The organism is Sodalis sp. RH24, assembly GCF_047324145.1.
Classification (GTDB): Bacteria; Pseudomonadota; Gammaproteobacteria; order Enterobacterales; family Enterobacteriaceae; genus Acerihabitans.
Genome location: NZ_CP178729.1, coordinates 3,176,016 through 3,193,507 on the forward strand (window position 1 = coordinate 3,176,016; position 17,492 = coordinate 3,193,507).

Below are 17,492 nucleotides of genomic sequence, written 5' to 3' on the forward strand. Positions count from 1 at the left end.
GTCCCTGATGAATGACGTCATTTATCAAAGGATAGCGAGTAACCCACACTTCAAGGAACTGGTGGCCAAACGACAGCATTTCGCGGTGCTGCTCTCGTTGATAATGCTGGTGATCTACTATGGTTTTATCATGCTGATCGCCTTTGCGCCGGGCTGGCTGGGCACGCCGATCCATGAGGGGACCAGCATCACGCGCGGTATCCCGATAGGTGTCGGCATTATCATCCTCTCATTTGTCCTGACCGCGGTTTATGTCATCCGCGCCAATGGCGAATTTGAACGCCTGACCCAACAGCTCCTGCGCGAGGTACGGTACGATGCATAAATTCATCAGATTCCCCGCGGGCTTGCTGTTGGCCGTTCCCCTGCTGGCACAGGCGGCGCCGGGGGACCGGCAGCCGCTGAACATCCAGGCCATCATCCTGTTCGTGCTGTTTGTCGCCATGACGCTGTATATCACCTATTGGGCCTCGAAACGGACCCGCTCGCGCAAGGACTATTACACCGCCGGCGGCAATATCACCGGCCTGCAAAACGGTCTGGCCATCTCCGGCGACTATATGTCGGCGGCGTCGTTTCTCGGTATTTCCGCGCTGGTGTATACCTCGGGTTATGACGGCCTGATCTATTCGCTGGGTTTCCTGGTCGGCTGGCCGATTATCCTGTTCTTGATCGCCGAACGGCTGCGCAACCTCGGCCGCTACACCTTTGCCGACGTGGCTTCCTACCGCCTTAAGCAAATGCCGATTCGTACCCTGTCCGCCTGTGGTTCGCTGGTGGTGGTGGCGCTGTACCTGATTGCCCAGATGGTGGGCGCGGGTAAGCTTATCCAGCTGCTGTTCGGCCTGAATTACCATGTGGCGGTGGTGCTGGTCGGCATCCTGATGGTGATGTATGTGCTGTTCGGCGGCATGCTGGCCACCACCTGGGTGCAGATTATCAAAGCGGTGCTGTTGCTGGCGGGGGCCACGTTTATCGCGCTGATGGTGATGAAAACCGTCCACTTCAGTTTTGACACGCTGTTTTCCGAGGCCATGAAGGTGCATAGCAAAGGCGCCGCCATCATGCGCCCCGGCGGGCTGGTCTCCGATCCCATCTCCGCGCTCTCGCTGGGACTGGCGCTGATGTTCGGCACCGCCGGCCTGCCCCATATCCTGATGCGCTTTTTTACCGTCAGCGACGCCAAGGAAGCGCGCAAGAGCGTGCTCTACGCCACCGGTTTTATGGGTTATTTTTACTTTTTAACCTTTATCATCGGTTTCGGCGCTATTTTGCTGGTCGGCGCCAACCCGGTGTTTAAGGACAGCTCCGGCGCGTTATTGGGCGGCGCCAATATGGCGGCCATCCACCTGGCGAACGCCGTGGGCGGCAACTTCTTCCTGGGCTTTATCTCGGCGGTGGCTTTCGCCACTATCCTTGCGGTGGTGGCGGGACTGACCCTGGCCGGGGCGTCGGCGGTTTCCCACGATCTTTACGCCAGCGTCATCAAGCGCGGCAACGCCACCGAACGCGACGAGCTCAGGGTGTCAAAAATCACCGTGGTGATCCTGGGCATCGTCGCCATTGCGCTGGGCATTGCCTTTGAAAAGCAGAACATCGCCTTTATGGTCGGGCTGGCCTTCTCCATTGCCGCCAGCTGTAACTTCCCCATTATCCTGCTGTCGATGTACTGGTCGAAGCTCACCACGCGCGGGGCCATGGTGGGCGGCTGGCTGGGGTTGATTACCGCCGTGATGCTGATGATCCTGGGGCCGACCGTCTGGGTGCAGGTGCTGGGCCATGCCGCGCCGATTTATCCGTATGAATATCCGGCGCTGTTCTCGATGCTGGTGGCGTTTATCGGTATCTGGGTGTTTTCGATTACCGATACCTCGGCGCAGGGCGCCAGCGAGCGCGCGCTGTTCTTCGCCCAGTTTATCCGCTCGCAGACCGGCGTGCGCGAACCCAACGCCGTGCGGCCGGAAACACCGGCCCCGGCCGCGTTCAAAAAGGCCTGATCGCGGCGGCGGCAAAGGTGTCGCTTGCGACCGCCGGTGGGGTTTCTATCGCCTAGGCAGGGTTACGCGTGCCACGCACTGGGCGATAGAGGAATTGCCCGGCGCAGGCAAGCGGCCCGGCGGTCCGTGCGGACGGACCGCCTTTACCAGCGCGCGTCCGGCGCCCGCGCCACGCAAGTCTTTTACCCATAAAATCAAATTACTGATGCGGCTTTACCACATCACCCGCCCAATCAGCGGCGCCACCATCACCGTAAGCACTCCCGCCAGCATCATCACCAGGCTCGACACCACGCCCTCCTCCCGGCCCAGCTCATAGGCGCGCGCGGTGCCCGCGCCGTGGGATGACGCGCCGAGGCCGGCGCCTTTGGCCATCTTGCCCGTGACCGACAAACGCAAAAAAACAATATCGCCCATCGCCATGCCGAACACGCCGGTGATCACCACGAACAGCGCCACCAGATCCGGCTGGCCGCCCATCTGCCGGGCCGCCTCGAGCGCGAACGGCGTGGTGATGGAACGCACCGCCAGGCTGCGCTGGATAACCTCGGGCAACGCCAGCAGACGCGCCAGCCATACCGAGCTGATGACCGCCGTTAGGGTCGCGGCGATAACGCCGGCGCAAAGCGACAGCCAATGCTGGCGGATAATGGCGAGGTTTTCGTATACCGGCACCGCAAACGCGATGGTGGCAGGACCCAACAGCCATAACAGCCAATGGGTTTCCACCAGATAGTGCTGATAGGAAACATGGGTTACCGCCAGCAATGCCACCAGCACCGCCGGGGTAAAAATCAGCGGCATCAGCATCAGGTGGTGATGAAGGCGATAAAGGTGCTTATTAGCGAAATACAGTACCAAGGTCACCAATAAACAGGCCAAACCCAGGATCAGATCAATCATGTCGGGCCTTTTGGCGCGCCAGCCACAGCTCAAAACGATACACCCGGTCGACCACCAGGCCGGTAACCCCCAGCACCAGCACGGTGCTGATGGCAATCACCACAAAAATACGCCAGCCGTCCAGCATCAGCAGTTGGGTATAATTAATCACCGCCACCACGGCGGGGACGAAAAACAGCAACATTTCCGCCAACAGCCAGCGCGCGCCGGCCGCCACCCACGCCACCGGCACGATACCGGATAAAATCAGCGCCAGCAGCATAAACATGCCCACCACATTGGCGGGCAGCGGCAGATGAAAACGCGCCACCAATTGCTGGGCTATCAGGAACAGGCCGATATACAACCCCACCTGGACCGGGAGTTGATATTGCAGCACGCGCGGCGGCAGGTTCAGGCGCCCTTGCGACAGCATGACAGCATCCTTTTTTGCCTCGAAGAAACGGCATTATAGGCGGACGGGTAAACTTGCTTAAAATGAATTAATATCATGGATATCATTACCCATTGGAATAGTCATGGATATCCGCACCCTGCGATATTTTGTGGAAGTGGTCAAACAGCAAAGCTTTACGCGCGCGGCGCAAAGCTTATTCGTTACCCAGCCCACCATCAGCAAAATGCTCAAACATCTGGAGGAGGAGCTGGACTGCACGTTGCTGATCCGCGAGGGACGCAGGCTGCGCCTGACCGACAGCGGGCAGGCGGTGTATCACCGCGGGCTGGGCATTCTGGATCAATTCCGCCAGCTGGAGACGGAGCTGGAGGATATCGGCTCGCTGAAAAAAGGCCGCCTGCGGCTGGGCATTCCCCCCATGGTCGGTACGCAGATGGCGGATCTGATCCGCGATTTCCGCCGCCAGTACCCCGGTATAGAATTGCAGATCGCCGAGTTTGGCGGTTTGACGGTACAGCAGGCGGTATTGTCCGGCGAGCTGGATGTGGCGCTGACCGCGCTGACGCCTGATACCGAAGCCGCCCTGGCCATATTGCCCCTGTTTGGCCACCCGTTATGCGCGGTGGTGCCGCGCGCAGCGCCGTGGCTCAGGCGCGACACAGTGCCTTTTGCCGAGTTGGGGAGCTGGCCGATATTAATCTATAACGAGGATTTTGCGCTTTACCGGCAGTTGATGACCGCCTTCCAGGCCGGGGGCATCACGGCGCAAATCGCTGTGCGCAGCGGGCAATGGGATTTTCTGGCGGCCATGGTGGAAGCGGGCATCGGCATCGCCATCCTGCCCGAGCCCATCTGCCGGCGGCTGGACAAAACCCGGCTGCTGTCGCTGCCGGTAGCGCCGTTGATGATGTGGCGACTGGGGCTTATTTGGCGCCAGGACAGTTATCTGTCCCATGGCGCCCAGGCCTGGATAACCGCCTGCCGCCAGCATTGGCCGCAGCCGAAACCCGCCGATGCGCGCTAAACGGCACGCCAGCGGATAGCCGCACGCGGCCATAAACGGACATCAGCGCGCTTCCCCGCCGGACGCCCCCGGGCACTATTCCCGCTCGATGAGCAGCGCCTCGAGCAAATCCAGATCGTGCAGCAGCTTCATCAGGGTTTCATTGCTGATTTTCTGCTGGGCGCGCAGATGATAATACTCGCCCCGTTCGGCGCGCAGCGCATTGAGCCGCATGCGCCGCTCCAGGTTTTCCGCCAGCAGCGCGTCGCCCTGATCGCTTTTGCCGTCGACGCGCCGGCGCAGGTTGCCGACAACCCGCGCGCTAACCTCGTTAAGCAGCTGGGTGTCGATATTTTCTTCGTTATCGTTGGCCAGCCGCTCCTGCATTTTACGCAGGCTTTCAATAGCCACCTCGGCGGCGGCGGCGCGCGCCATGCGCTCTTCCTTGCGGTTCAGCGCCTTATCCGATACCACGATGCCGCGCAGCAGCAGCGGTAGGGCGACCACCCCGCAGATCAGCGAAAACAGGATCACCCCGGCGGCGATAAACACCAGTTGGTAGCGGGAAGGAAACGCGGCGCCGTCGCTCAGCAGCAGCGGGATCGACAACACGCCGGCCAGGGTGATGGCGCCGCGCACCCCGGCAAAGGAGGCGATAAGGATTTCGCGCATGCTGTAGTCGCCAAACACCATCGGCCGTTTATGCAAAAACCGCTGGCTGAATTTTTTCATCAACAATAGCCAGACGAACCGCAGCAGCATCAGCGCCGCATAGATCACTACGATATCGGTAAACAGCATCCAGGTTTCGATGGTCGGATCCAGCTCGGCCTGGGTAATGGAGGTGGCCAGGATTTCCGGGAACTGCAGGCCCAGTAGGATAAACACCATGCCGTTAAACACGAACTCCAGCATCGCCCAGACGCTATTGGCGCGCAGGCGCATGGCCAGCGGCGCGTTGCGGATAATGCCGGACTGGCCGATGGTCATGCCGGAGGCCACCGCCGCCAGGATACCGGACACGCCGAGATGTTCGGCTATCAGGTAGGAGGCGAAGGGCAACAACAGCAGCAATACCGTTTGGGTGGCGGGGTCGTCGCCGCTCCAGCGGTTGATCAGCCGCAACGACTTGCTATAGGCCCAGGTCACCGCCACGCCGGCCAGTAAACCGCCGGCCGCCACTTTCACGAACTCAAGCGTGGCGCCGCCCACAGTAAACACCATGGTGCCCATGGCCACGGCAATGGCGAACTTCAGCGAGACCAGGCCGGACGCATCGTTCATCAGCGCCTCGCCCTGCAGGATGTCCATCAGCTTCTTGGGGATGCGGCCTTCGCCGACGATGCCGGAAAGCGCCACGGCATCGGTGGGCGACAATACCGCCGCCAGCGCCAGCGCCGCCACCAGCGGAATGCCGGGCACCATCCAGTAAATCAGGTAACCGACCCCGACCACGGTAATCAGCACCAGCACCAGGGCCAGCGCCACGATTTCGCCGCCGTGGCGTAAAAATTCCCGCGCCGGGGTTTTCCAGCCGTCGGCGAACAGCAGCGGCGGGATAAACAGCACCAGGAACAGCTCCGGGTTAAAATCCACGTGCAGGCCGAACTGCGGCCAGGCCAGCAGCGCGCCCAGCGCAATCTGCATTAACGGCAGGGGAATTTGAAACGGCAAAATACGCGTAATCACACCCGACAGGGATACAATCAAGGTGAGGATCAGAATTGTAAAAAAGATTTCCATGCTTACCTTAGTCTGTCCTTCTGGCAACGTTTACCGTCTGGCCCTGGAGCGGGGTCCTGGCCTGAAACGCGAGTTTTGATAGTAGATCATTTTGCCAAAAGTTAAAAACCTGTTATCGGCCATGGGCGGTTTTTTTTTATCCCCCGATCGGGTAGCGGCGCCGGGATAGCAATAAAAAACCGCGCCGGTTAAAGAAACCGGCGCGGCCTGGAAGCAAGATAAAGCTGCGCAAATAACCCGCGCGACGGCGGGTAGCCGCGTCACGCCGGCATTAAACCCCTCAGATAGCCCAGCCGCCGGCGTAAAACGTGACCAGCGCCACGGCGATAAGCACCGTGCCGACGTTAAGCCGGCGCCATTCCCCGGCAAAAACCCGGCCGATAACCAGCGATCCGAAGCCCAGCATGATACCGGTGACAATGTTGCAGGTCAGCACGATAAAGGTCGCGCACAGCAGTCCCGACATCGCGTCGACAAAATCGCTGAAATCCAGTTTGGCGACGTTGCTGAGCATCAGCAGGCCGACATACATCAGCGCGGGTGCTGTGGCGTACGCCGGCACCAGATAAGACAGCGGCGATAAAAACAGGATCACCAGGAACAGCAGGCCGACAATGGTCGCGGTCAGCCCGGTCTTGCCGCCGGCGGCGGTCCCGGCGGCGGATTCGATATAGACCGCGGCCGGGGACGCGCCCACCAGCGACGAAAAGATACTGCTCAGGGAATCCGCGGTCAGCGCGCGGCCGCCGTTGATAATCTGGCCATCCTTATCCAGCAGGTTGGCCTGCCCGGCCACCGCGCGAATGGTGCCGGTGGCGTCGAACACCGCCGTCATCACCAGCGCCAGCACGCTTGGCAATACCGCCGGCTGCAGCGCGCCCTTGATATCCAGGTTAAAAATCAGCGAATGCCCCTCGGCGTCGGACAGGGTCGGCAAGGCAAACAGCCCGCGATAGCTGACCTGGGGATCAAATATCAGGCCCAGCAGCGAGATGGCGATAATCACCAGCAAAATGCCGCCCGGCACCCGCAGCTTTTCCAGGCCAAAAATGGCCGCCAGCCCCGTCAGCGCCATCATGACCGGGAACGAGGCAAAATGACCCAAGGCCACCGGCAGGCCTTCGATGGGGTTCTTTACCACCAGGCCGACGCCGTTGGCGGCAATAATCAATAAAAACAGGCCGATGCCGATACCGGTGCCGTGGGCCACGCCCATAGGCAGGTTATGCAGGATCCAGGAGCGGATGCCGGTGGCGGAAATCAGGGTAAACGCCACCCCCATCAGGAATACCGCGCCCAACGCCACCGGCACGCTGATATGCTGGCCCAAGACCAGGCTGAACGCGGTAAAGGCGGTAAGGGAAATGGCGCAGCCGATCGCCATCGGCAGGTTGGCCCATAGCCCCATCAACAGCGAACCGAACGCCGCCACCAGGCAGGTGGCGACAAATACCGCCGCCGGCGGAAACCCGGCCTTGCCCAACATGCCGGGCACCACGATCACCGAATACACCATGGCCAAAAACGTGGTCAGGCCGGCCAATACTTCCTGGCGCGGGGTACTGCCGCGCGCGGAAATCTGGAACCAGGCATCAAGCGAGGAGCGCGGCCGGGCGTTGTCGCTGGCCGGTTGGATGGAACTGGACATAAAAAATCCCCTGGGATTATGTTGCTTCATCATCACTTACCGTCACGATTGCGATGATATAACCATGCGAGGGCGGGGATTATCCTGCCCCCGGCGGGGGGATTTCAACCGAAAGTTCCTTTAGCTGACACTTTATTGATTTGGCGGGGGTCCTCAGGCTGTCCCGGGCTGCTGCTCGCGCTCTTTCGCCCGCTGGTAGGCCGGCCGCTGCCGCAGTTTATCGAGATAAGACCGCAGCGACGGGTACCCGTCAATGCCCACGCGCGTCGCCAGGCCCTCCAGCGGAAAGCTCATCTGGATATCCGCCGCGCTGAACCGGTCGCCGGCGAACCAGGGATACTGGCTGAGATGATTCTCCAGATACCGGCAATGGGTCAGCAACTGGGGATCGAGATACTTGCGCGATACCCCCTTGCCCACCGCCGCGCCGATGGGCCTTGCCAGCAGCGGTACCGGCGGTTTACCCAGCATGCCGAAAATCAGCTTCATCACCAGTAACGGCATTAACGACCCCTCGGCATAATGCAGCCAGTAGCGATACCGTACCCACTCCTCGCTGCGACTGTCCTGCGGCGCAAGCAGGAACGCGCCGTCGTAGCGATCCAGCACATAATCAATAATGGCGCCCGATTCCGCCAGGGTCAGCGCGCCGTCGGTAAGAATGGGTGATTTGCCCAGCGGATGGATTATTTTCAGCGTTTCAGGCGCCAGCATATGTTTATCCCGCTGGTAATAAAAAACGTCGTAGGGCAGATCAAGCTCTTCCAATAGCCACAGGATACGGTGTGATCTGGATTTATTCAGGTGATGAACGGATAGCATCGCGCGCTCCTTGAAGGGATTGCCTGTTATTACTGTAGACCACCCCTTGCGCCATCCGCTGTGATCGCCAGGTTTTTCGCAGGCAATTGCAAATGTAATTCTTACTAATTGTTGCAAATGAATTCCAATTATTGATAATTAGCCACCTAAGAATGAAACTCATTATCTTTATCATTAAGGGATGTTATGCGTATGTGTTCACTGGTAGGGCGGCGGTTTAGGGTTCGCCGTTCCCTGGCCCTAGTCCTCAGTTCCGTATTAAGTGGCCATGTCGCTGGGGCAACGCTGCTCCCCGCCGCCCCTACAGCGACCCCCGCCGCCACCGGTGCAAAGGACGACGTGATTACCGTGGTCGCCGCGCCGCAGGCGTTTAAACCCGGTGGTGACCAGCCGGTGCCGGCATACCTGGACGGACAAGTGGCCAATGGCGCTCGCTTGGGCATCCTGGGGGAACAGAGCGCGCTTGACGTGCCATTCAATGTAATAAGCTTTACCGCCAAGATGATTGAGGATCAGCAGGCGAAAACGCTGTCCGATGTCGTGCGCAACGATGCATCGGTACAGTTGGCCGGCGGCTACGGTAATATTGCCGAAAGCTATCGGATCCGGGGTTTCCAGGTCGACGGCCAGGATATTTCCCTGGGAGGGCTTTATGGTGTGATGCCGCGTCAGATTATTTCCACCCAGATGATAGATCGAGTCGAAATTTTCAAAGGTTCCAACGCCTTCCTCAACGGCGTACCGCCGGGAGGCAGCGGCGTCGGGGGCGCAATTAACCTGGAGCCGAAACACGCCGGCGACGACCCGCTGGTGCGTCTGGGAACGGACTACAGCACCAAATCACGCATCGGGACATCGGTGGATGCCGGGCGCCGCTTTGGCGATAACAACCAGTTTGGCGTACGCGCCAACGTCCTGCAGCGCGAAGGGGAAACGGCGGTGCACGACGCGAAGGAACGCACCACCCTGGCCTCGGTCGGCCTGGATTACCGCGGCGATCGTTTTCGCGCGTCGCTGGACGGGGGTTACCAGAAACAGACCGACCACGGCGGCCGGATGGGATTGAAGCTTGGGCCCAACATGACGGACCTGCCCGCCCTGCCGGATGCTTCCACCAATTACAGCCCGCAGTGGGCCTATTCCGATCTGAAGACCCAATTCGGCATGCTGCGCGGCGAATATGACATCACCGAGAACTGGACGTTTTATTCCGCCATCGGCGCCAGCCGTAACGATGAATTGGGCTCCTATACCGCTGCGACGGTGCTTAACAGCCAGGGCGACGCGAGCATAAGCCGTCTGTCAACCGGTTACAGCAGCGATAATTTCTCCGGCATGACCGGCATCCGCGGGACGTTTCATACCGGCGTGATCAAGCATAACGTGAACGTCGGCTATTCGGGTGTCAATACCCAAACCCGCGCCGGCTATACCCTATCGGGCTCGACATCGCGGACTAACATATACGATCCGGTGCAGGTTGATAATCCGCCGACGCTGTATTCCGCCAGTTCACTGCATCATCCGGTGACCCGCAGCCGCACCAATACCACCGGCGCGTCCGTATCCGATACGCTCTCGGCGCTGGACGATCGGGTACTGCTAACGCTTGGGGCGCGGCGCCAGGAAATTCGCATCCGCAATTACAGCTACACCGGCGTCGAAGACGGCGCCAGCGCCTTTGACGCGATGAAAATCACGCCCGCATATGGCCTGGTGGTCAAACCCTGGGAACATATTTCCCTTTACGCCAACCATATCGAAGCGCTGCAGCCGGGCAAGACCGCGCCTTCGAGAACGGCTAACGCCGGTTATGTTACCGGCACGGTGTTATCCAAACAGAATGAAATGGGGATCAAAGCCGATTTCGGCCGCGTCGCCGGTTCGGTGGCGTTGTTTGAAATTAAACGGCCCAACGGCTTTACCGATCCGACCAGCAATATTTACGGCCTGAACGGCGAACAAAAAAATCGCGGCATAGAGCTCAATGTGTTCGGCGAGCCGCTATACGGCGTGCGCCTGCTTGGCAGCGTCACCTGGATAGACAGCGAACTGTCCCGAACCCTTAATGGGGTCAATGATGGCAACGATGCCGTCGGCGTGCCGAAATACCAAGCGGTGCTGAACGGGGAATGGGATATCCCGGGCGTTGAAGGACTGACCGCCACCGGCACCGTGACTCACGCCGGCTCGCAATATATGAACGAGGCTAATACGGTAAAGCTTGATTCCTGGACCCGCCTGGACCTGGCCGCGCGCTACACCACCAGCCTTAAGGAGCATAACGTGGTCTGGCGCGCCGGTGTCGAAAACGTCACTAATGAAAATTACTGGTCATCGGTGGAAGAAACCGGCACCTATGTTTTCCAGGGCGACCCGCGTGAATTGAAGCTTTCCATGAGCGTCGACTTCTAATAGGTCGACCGCGTGCGGCCAACGCTGCACGCGTGACGCATCTAACGGCGGACATGTCGTCAAAGGCGGCGCAAATACCAGAAAAAAAACCGCAACGGCCGGGGCCGGCGCGGTTTTTTTATGCCCGGCGCGTTATCAGAAGTCGACCGTCATGGACACTTTCGCTTGGCGCGGGTCGCCCTGGGTCAGGTAACCGCCGGTGGCCGAAGCCCAATACTTCTCGTTGGTGACGTTTTCCACGCCGGCACGCCAGATAATATTGTTTTTCGGCAGGTTCATATTGTAGCGCAGGCCCAGGTCCAGGCGGTTCCAGCTATCCACCTTCAGGTTGTTGGCCGAATCGGCATACTGCGAGCCGGTATGAATCACCTTGCCGGTGGCGGTAATGCCGGTCAGGCCGGGAATATCCCATTCGCCGCCCAGCACCATCTGGTAGCGCGGGATACCGATGGCGTCATTGCCGTCGTAAGTGCCGTCTTGGGTCTTGGTCATTTCCGGGTCCATCCAGGCCATGCTGCCGTTTAAGCGCACGCCGTAGATCGGTTCGCCAAAGACGTTCAGCTCCAGGCCGCGGTTACGCACCTCGCCGCTGTTGTTGAACGAATAGCTGTCGGCGCCGTTGCGGGTATACACGCCCACCGGTTTCTTGATTTCAAACAGCGCCACCGAACCGGCGACGCGGCCATAGTCCGCCTTGATCCCCACTTCGTTTTGCTTGGAGGTCTGGATGCCGGCCACCTGCCCGCCGTTGGTTACCAGATCGCCGTTATAGGTCAGGCCCGCGCTATCACCGGCCTGCAACGCTTCGATATGGTTGGCGTACAGCGAAATATGATCCCAGGGTTTAACCACCAGGCCGAAGGCCGGGGTCACCTTGGTTTCATCGAACTGGCTGCTTTGCTCGCCGGTGTAGGCGTAATTGGCCACCACTACGTTTTGGCGCCGGGCGCCGGCGGTCAGCTGCACTTTGTCATCCAGTACCGACATGGTGTCGGCGATGGCGATACCGTTGTTGCGCACCCGGTTGAAGACGCCCGGATCGCCCATATGACCGCCGGTATAGAGGTTTTCCTCCGGCCTGTCGGAATAGTGCGGATCGTAGATATTATTGGTTATCGTCGCGCCTGACATGGTGTAGGCGGTGCTCACCTTACGGTTGAGGGTGGAGAAGCCGACATTGACGTTGTGTTTCACGAAGCCGGTATTGAATTTACCGCGAATCCCCGCCTGGCTGGCAAAACTGTCGGAAAAATACGGTACTGTCAGCCGGCTCATGGTGCCGTTGCCGTTATCATCGCTCAACGTCGGCGACGAGTAATCGCCGTTCTCATGATCGTGATTGGCGCCGACCGCGCCATAGAGGGTCCAGGAATCCGTCAGGTCATATTCTCCGCGCAGCATGCCGAACTCGTTTTCCGTATCGGTATAAGCCCATTTCTGGCTGTAGTTATTCGTCGCGGAAGGCGCGTCGGGAATCTTGGTGGCGTTGCCCAGGTAGACCACCGAACGGCCGCCATGTACCGTCTGTTTACTGGCGCCCAGATCAAGCGAGGTGCGAAAACGATCGCCCCGGTAATCCAGGCCGATGGAGGCCATGGTCAGGCGGCGTTTTTCATCATCAATGGCGCTGCCGCCTTCGCGGTGCGCCGCGTTGATGCGCACGCCGAACTGGTTGTTATCGCCATAACGACGGGCGATATCGACCCCGCCGCCCACCTGGGATTTGGAGGTATAATCCAGGGAAACGCGGTTAAGCGGTTCATCGCCGGCGCGTTTGGGCTCGACGTTTACCGTACCGCCGACCCCGGTGCCGCCGGGCGGCACGCCGTTGAGGAATGCGCTGGATCCCTTCAGTAATTCGATACGTTCGGCAAACTCGGTGGGCAATATCTGGCGCGGCAATATGCCGTACAAACCGCCGTAGGAGATATCGTCGCCATTAAGGGTAAATCCCCGCACCACGAAGTTTTCCGCATAGTTGCCGTACCCGTAGCCGCGTTGCACCGAGGCATCGTTATTCAGCACATCCGCCAGCGTGCGCGCCTGCTGATCCTGGATAAGCTTCGACGTGAACCCGACGACGCTGAAGGGCACATTACTGGCGTCCTGCTGCCCCAAAAATCCCACCCGGCCGCCGTTGGCGATCTGGCCATCCATATACGCCGGCACCAGTTGATCGCCGCCCGGACGGAAGTTGGTCTCCGGCGCGGCCACCACGGTAATGGTATCACCCTTGCCCGCGGCCGTATTGGCGGCAGGCGTGGCGGCGGTAGACGCGGCGGCGTTAGCAGCGCTGGATGCGGCGGCGGCGTTGGCGGGTAACGCCATCGCGCCGCAGCACGCGCCGATAACCACGGCCAGCAGACGTGGAGAGGACGTGATTCGCCCTACGGGAGAAAAATCGGCAGTACGCATGTGCAGAAAACCCTTGCTGAATAATAATGAGAATGATTCTTATGAGAGTTCAGGATTATGCAAGAGGATGCATTATTTGCAAGACAATATTTTAGATATTAGTAATTCTTTTGTCTTAAATTAACAAATCTCATGCGTCGACGGGTATTTGCCCGGTATTCCCCTGTAACACGCGGGGGAATACCGGGCTATGAACCGTTCCGAGGCCAGGCGCACCGGTCTGTTAACCGGTCCGCCGGCGCGGTGTGTAAATAGATTAGCGCGCCTGATGCCAGGGTAATACATCAGCCGGCCTGCCGGCGCAGTAAATAGATAAAATAGGGCGCGCCGAAGAAGGTGGCCAATAGCCCGGCGGGAATTTGATAAGGGAAAATAATAAATCGGCCGCACCAATCGGCGATCATCATCAGCACGCCGCCCAGCAGGCAGGCCGCCAGCATCTGTGGCATGGGACGGCGAAATCCGGTCAGCCGGGCCATATGCGGCGCCATCAGGCCGATAAAACTGAGCGGGCCAACGTTCAGGGTGGCGGTGGCAATCAACCCGGCGGCCAGCAATAGAATGGCCATACGCGCCGGTTTTAACGCCACGCCCGCCGCGCGCGCGGTGGCGCCGCCCAGCGGCAGCAGGTCCAGCCAGCGGCGCAACAGGGGCGCCGCCGCCAGCAGTACCACGGCGATAACGGCGGTGCGTATGGCCTGGGCGCCGCTGACCTTGTAGGTGGAGCCGGATAGCCAGGTCAGCACCGATGACATGCGCGGATCGCCGCTGACCAGCAGCAGGGTAAGCAAGGTGGTGAACAGCGTGCTCAGCGCTATGCCCACCAGCAGCAAACGCCCGCTGGAAAACCCGCCGCGCTGCGAGAGCACTATAATCAGCAGCAGCGTCAGGGCCGCCCCCAGGCTACCGGCCGGCAGCAGCCAGGCAAACGCGTCGTCCGGCACCAGCAGCAACAGCAGCACCACGCCAAAGGCCGCGCCGGAACTGATGCCCAGCACTTCCGGGCTGGCCATCGGGTTGCCGGTCATTTTCTGAATCAGGGTGCCCGCCGCCGCCAGCATCGCGCCGGCCGCGCCGGCCGCCAGCACGCGCGGCCAGCGCCAGCGCCACATCTCCTGTAGCGACCAATACCAGCCGTAATTATCGCGTCCCAGCGTCAGCGCCACGACGGCGACCAGTATCAGCAGCGCAACCCCTGCCAGTACGGCCGGCGGCGTCATCCGCCGCTCCGGCCTGAGCGTCTGGGCGTTATCCGCGGCCATGGCGCGGGTCTCCCTGAGCTTGGGCAACAGCCATAGCAACAGGGGGGCGCCGATCAGGGCGGTGGCGGCGCCGGTGGGGATTTCCCGCCACAGCCGAGCCAGCAGGATCATCAGTTGATCGCTGAGCAACAGCAGCAGCGCGCCCAGCAGGCAGGAAAACCCTAAACGGGGCAGCAGGCGCCGGGCCCCGAGCATACGCGCCAGCAGCGGCGCGAACAGGCCGATAAAACCAATAATGCCGGCGGCGTTGACCAGAAAGGCGCTTAACACGATCGCCACGCCGATGCCGCCGACGCGCGCGGCGATAAGGCCCAGGCCCAGGTTGCGCGCCACGCCGTCATCCAATCCCATCAGCATCAGCGGTCGCAGCATCAGCAATATCAGCAGCAGGCCGACGGCCAGCCGGGGCAGCAGGAACTGTACCCTGCTCCAATCCTGCTGGTTGAGCATGCCGCTGCTCCAGAGAAAAAGGGTTTGCAGCCGCTCATAGTTAAGCAGCGCCAGCAGGCTTTTGGCCGCCCCGCAGTAAAGCCCCAGGACCAATCCCGCCAGAATCAGGGTGACCGGCGACAACCGGCGCCCCCAGGAAACGCCGAACACCAGGCCGCCCACCGCCAGCGCGCCGGCTATCGTCGCCAGTTGGCGGGTCGCCTCGTCGCCCGGCAACGCCAGGAGGGTCGCCACCGTGAGCCCCAGTTGCGCGCCCGCCGACACCCCGAGCGTGGTGGGTTCGGCCAGCGGATTGCGCAGTATTTGCTGGAACACCACCCCCACCAGCCCCAGCCCGGCGCCCACCAGCAGCGAGAGCGCGGTGCGCGGCAGCAGGCTGTAGTGAAACAGCATTTGATCAATACTGCCGGTATCGGGATGGCACGCCGCCCGCCACCATAAACCGGGCGCGAGCTGAAGGGTTAAATTAAATACCGCAAGCGACAGCGCGGCAAGCGACAACGCCAGGACCAATGCGGCGGATAAGCGCGGAACGCGTTTACTCATGCCCGTGGCTCCATCGCCTGCCCGAGCATCCGGCAAAAGCGCATGGCGGCAAGGGTGGCGCCGAAAAACCACACCGCGGGCAGCACCCGCAGCTGTTTTTGCCGGACAAAAGGCAGCGTTTGCCAAAGCGTGGAACCGGCCACTTCCGCCAGGGGATCCTGGGCGCCGCGATGAAAACACAGCGCCCTGACGCCCCGGAACTGCGCCAGCCGCTCAAGGCCCACCGTTGCGCTGCCCCAGACATTTTCCTCGCCGTCCCAGGCGTTCGCCACCCCCACCCGATCCAGCACATCCTGGAGCAGGCTGTTTTTGCCGATAACCATGATGCGGCGGCTGTCGATAAAGGAAAACAGCAAGACGGGGGGAAGCGGAAGGGATCCAGACGCCAGCCGCTGCCGGGTCTGGTCCAGTTGCCGGTCGAGATCGGCCATATGTCGTTGCGCCCGATCCGGCATCCCCAGGCGCCCGGCCAGGGCGACGATATCCTGGCTGGCCACGGCCAAAGGCCGATCGCCTTGCCGGCTAAAACGGAAGGTCATGGTGGGCGCAATGGACGCGACGCTTGCAGGCGCCGGGCCAAAACCCTCCGATAGCAGGATCAGCGAGGGCGCCAGGCGCTGCATCGCTTCCATATTCGGTTCGTTGCGCAGCCCCACGTCCAGCACCGACGGCGGCAGCGCCGGCTCCGCCACCCAGCTGCGGTAATTCGGCGCGTCGGCAATGGCCATCGGCGTCACGCCAAGGGCCAGCAGCAGCTCCGCCGGGCGCCACTCCAGCGCGATAATACGTGCCGCATCGGGTATGGGCGCGGCGGCGGCGCGGCGGGAAAACCACCAGGGCAACACGGCCATCGCCTGTAAAAGACGTCGGCGATAGGCATCATGAGTCTGCATAAATTTTAAATATTAATAGTTATCATTCTGATTTTGATCGCCTATTATGCGCATTCGGAGAGAGACCGCAAGCCGCCCGCCTGCCGGAAGCTCTTTGCCTTGTCCTTAATCAATAGTCCCGATCGATACAGGAAGCGTATGAAGCCTGACGCAGCAGCACCCACCCCCGGATGCGCCATTGATATCAACGGCAGTTTTCTCTTCTCCGTTCCCAGCGGCGGAACGGGCTATTCGGCGGCGGATTTATGCGCGCCGGAAACGGCGCTGGCGCTACTGGAGCCGTTCCTGCGGCTGAACGAAGGGGGCGACCGGGCGGCGGTGATCTCCATGTGGTCGCAGTGGTATTTTGCCCTGCTGCTGGCGCCCTGGACAAGGATCGCGCTGCTGCATGACTGGCGGCTGCCGGCGGATCCGCGCGCGATTCAATTTACCCAGGGAGCGCAATCCGCCGTGCCGGAAAAATTTATCCTGGCCGATCGCGGCGCAAAAATCGCCGGCGGCGTCGCCATCCCCGCGCTGTTCGGGCAGTTGGTGGAGACGCATGTGCTGCCGGTTTGCCGGACCTTCGGCGAGTTGGCCGGCATCAGGCCGGGCCTGTTCTGGAACAACGCCGCCATCCGCGTCGCCCACGGCATCGATATGGCCGCGGAACAAGGCGCCGATACCGGGGAAGCCAGGGCGTTTCTCGCCACCAAAACCCTGACGGACGGCGCGCCCAACCGGCTGTATCAGCCGGTACGGGTGGTGGAGCACGACGCCGGCCCGAAAATCATCCGCCGGCTGTGCTGCCTGCGCTATAAGCTCAGCGGCCTGGAATATTGCCCGAGCTGCCCGCTGTTGGTGGCGCAAGAGCGTAAATGCCGGCATCGGGAACAGCAGGGCTAAGCGTTCGCCACTGCGGGCATGACGCCGGGCAAGACGTATTTCTCCGCGCCCCAGGCCTCGCACCGGCGGCCGCTCGCGCCGCGGGTACTCCCGCCGCATAAACGGCTCCCCGC

General features: G+C 60.9%; 13 protein-coding genes. 5 read left to right on the plus strand and 8 right to left on the minus strand.

Translation table 11 applies throughout. From position 1 onward, the window contains the following. Positions 1 to 7: 7 nt before the first annotated feature. Together ACL2XG_RS14455 and ACL2XG_RS14460 are read left to right on the plus strand one after the other, a co-directional pair. Positions 8 to 325 carry a DUF485 domain-containing protein gene (locus ACL2XG_RS14455; protein WP_413721882.1) on the plus strand — a complete coding sequence of 106 codons (318 nt, stop codon included), beginning with the start codon at positions 8 to 10 and terminating at the stop codon, positions 323 to 325. Then, entirely contained in the window at positions 318 to 1,997 is a 1,680-nt protein-coding gene (locus tag ACL2XG_RS14460; RefSeq protein WP_413721881.1) for a cation acetate symporter, read from the plus strand. Before ACL2XG_RS14455 ends, ACL2XG_RS14460 begins: the two co-directional genes overlap by 8 nt. A 213-nt stretch (positions 1,998 to 2,210) precedes the next feature. Here ACL2XG_RS14460 and ACL2XG_RS14465 read toward each other — a convergent pair whose 3' ends face one another. Then, the gene (locus ACL2XG_RS14465) at positions 2,211 to 2,900 is read right to left on the minus strand and encodes an LrgB family protein (RefSeq protein WP_410012559.1); all 690 of its coding nucleotides are present in this window, start codon (positions 2,898 to 2,900) and stop codon (positions 2,211 to 2,213) included. After that, complete coding sequence (locus ACL2XG_RS14470) at positions 2,893 to 3,315, minus strand: CidA/LrgA family protein (protein WP_410012560.1); 423 nt, start codon at positions 3,313 to 3,315, stop codon at positions 2,893 to 2,895. Before ACL2XG_RS14470 ends, ACL2XG_RS14465 begins: the two co-directional genes overlap by 8 nt. A 103-nt stretch (positions 3,316 to 3,418) precedes the next feature. Between ACL2XG_RS14470 and ACL2XG_RS14475 the strand changes: the two genes are divergently transcribed. Further along, complete coding sequence (locus ACL2XG_RS14475; RefSeq protein WP_410012561.1) at positions 3,419 to 4,321, plus strand: LysR family transcriptional regulator; 903 nt, start codon at positions 3,419 to 3,421, stop codon at positions 4,319 to 4,321. A 75-nt stretch (positions 4,322 to 4,396) separates the two neighbouring features. Here ACL2XG_RS14475 and ACL2XG_RS14480 read toward each other — a convergent pair whose 3' ends face one another. The 3 genes from ACL2XG_RS14480 to ACL2XG_RS14490 all read right to left on the minus strand — a co-directional run bounded on the left by ACL2XG_RS14480 (position 4,397) and on the right by ACL2XG_RS14490 (position 8,513). Further along, positions 4,397 to 6,043 (minus strand): Na+/H+ antiporter, encoded by a 1,647-nt coding sequence (locus ACL2XG_RS14480; protein WP_413721880.1) that lies wholly within the window; start codon positions 6,041 to 6,043, stop codon positions 4,397 to 4,399. Positions 6,044 to 6,323: 280 nt separating this feature from the next. After that, the gene (locus ACL2XG_RS14485; protein WP_413721879.1) at positions 6,324 to 7,691 is read right to left on the minus strand and encodes an NCS2 family permease; all 1,368 of its coding nucleotides are present in this window, start codon (positions 7,689 to 7,691) and stop codon (positions 6,324 to 6,326) included. Between the two features lie 153 nt (positions 7,692 to 7,844). Further along, positions 7,845 to 8,513: a glutathione S-transferase gene (locus ACL2XG_RS14490; RefSeq protein WP_413721878.1), complete on the minus strand. Its 669-nt coding sequence runs from the start codon at positions 8,511 to 8,513 to the stop codon at positions 7,845 to 7,847. A gap of 192 nt (positions 8,514 to 8,705) precedes the next feature. Here ACL2XG_RS14490 and ACL2XG_RS14495 point away from each other — a divergent pair, with 192 nt between their 5' ends. Beyond that, on the plus strand, positions 8,706 to 10,928 hold the full coding sequence (locus ACL2XG_RS14495; RefSeq protein ID WP_413721877.1) for a TonB-dependent receptor: 2,223 nt from the start codon (positions 8,706 to 8,708) through the stop codon (positions 10,926 to 10,928). A 135-nt stretch (positions 10,929 to 11,063) separates the two neighbouring features. Here the strand turns inward: ACL2XG_RS14495 and ACL2XG_RS14500 are convergent, their stop codons facing one another. The 3 genes from ACL2XG_RS14500 to fhuD form a co-directional block, all read right to left on the minus strand. Further along, the gene (locus tag ACL2XG_RS14500; RefSeq protein WP_413721876.1) at positions 11,064 to 13,343 is read right to left on the minus strand and encodes a TonB-dependent receptor; all 2,280 of its coding nucleotides are present in this window, start codon (positions 13,341 to 13,343) and stop codon (positions 11,064 to 11,066) included. A 284-nt stretch (positions 13,344 to 13,627) separates the two neighbouring features. After that, the gene (fhuB, locus tag ACL2XG_RS14505) at positions 13,628 to 15,601 is read right to left on the minus strand and encodes a Fe(3+)-hydroxamate ABC transporter permease FhuB (RefSeq protein WP_413721875.1); all 1,974 of its coding nucleotides are present in this window, start codon (positions 15,599 to 15,601) and stop codon (positions 13,628 to 13,630) included. Beyond that, entirely contained in the window at positions 15,598 to 16,494 is an 897-nt protein-coding gene (gene fhuD, locus ACL2XG_RS14510) for a Fe(3+)-hydroxamate ABC transporter substrate-binding protein FhuD (protein WP_413721874.1), read from the minus strand. The genes fhuB and fhuD overlap by 4 nt, the downstream gene beginning before the upstream one ends. Before the next feature lie 138 nt (positions 16,495 to 16,632). Between fhuD and fhuF the strand changes: the two genes are divergently transcribed. Beyond that, a complete protein-coding gene (gene fhuF / locus ACL2XG_RS14515; RefSeq protein WP_413721873.1) occupies positions 16,633 to 17,379 on the plus strand; it encodes a siderophore-iron reductase FhuF in 747 nt (248 codons plus the stop codon). Positions 17,380 to 17,492: the final 113 nt, after the last annotated feature.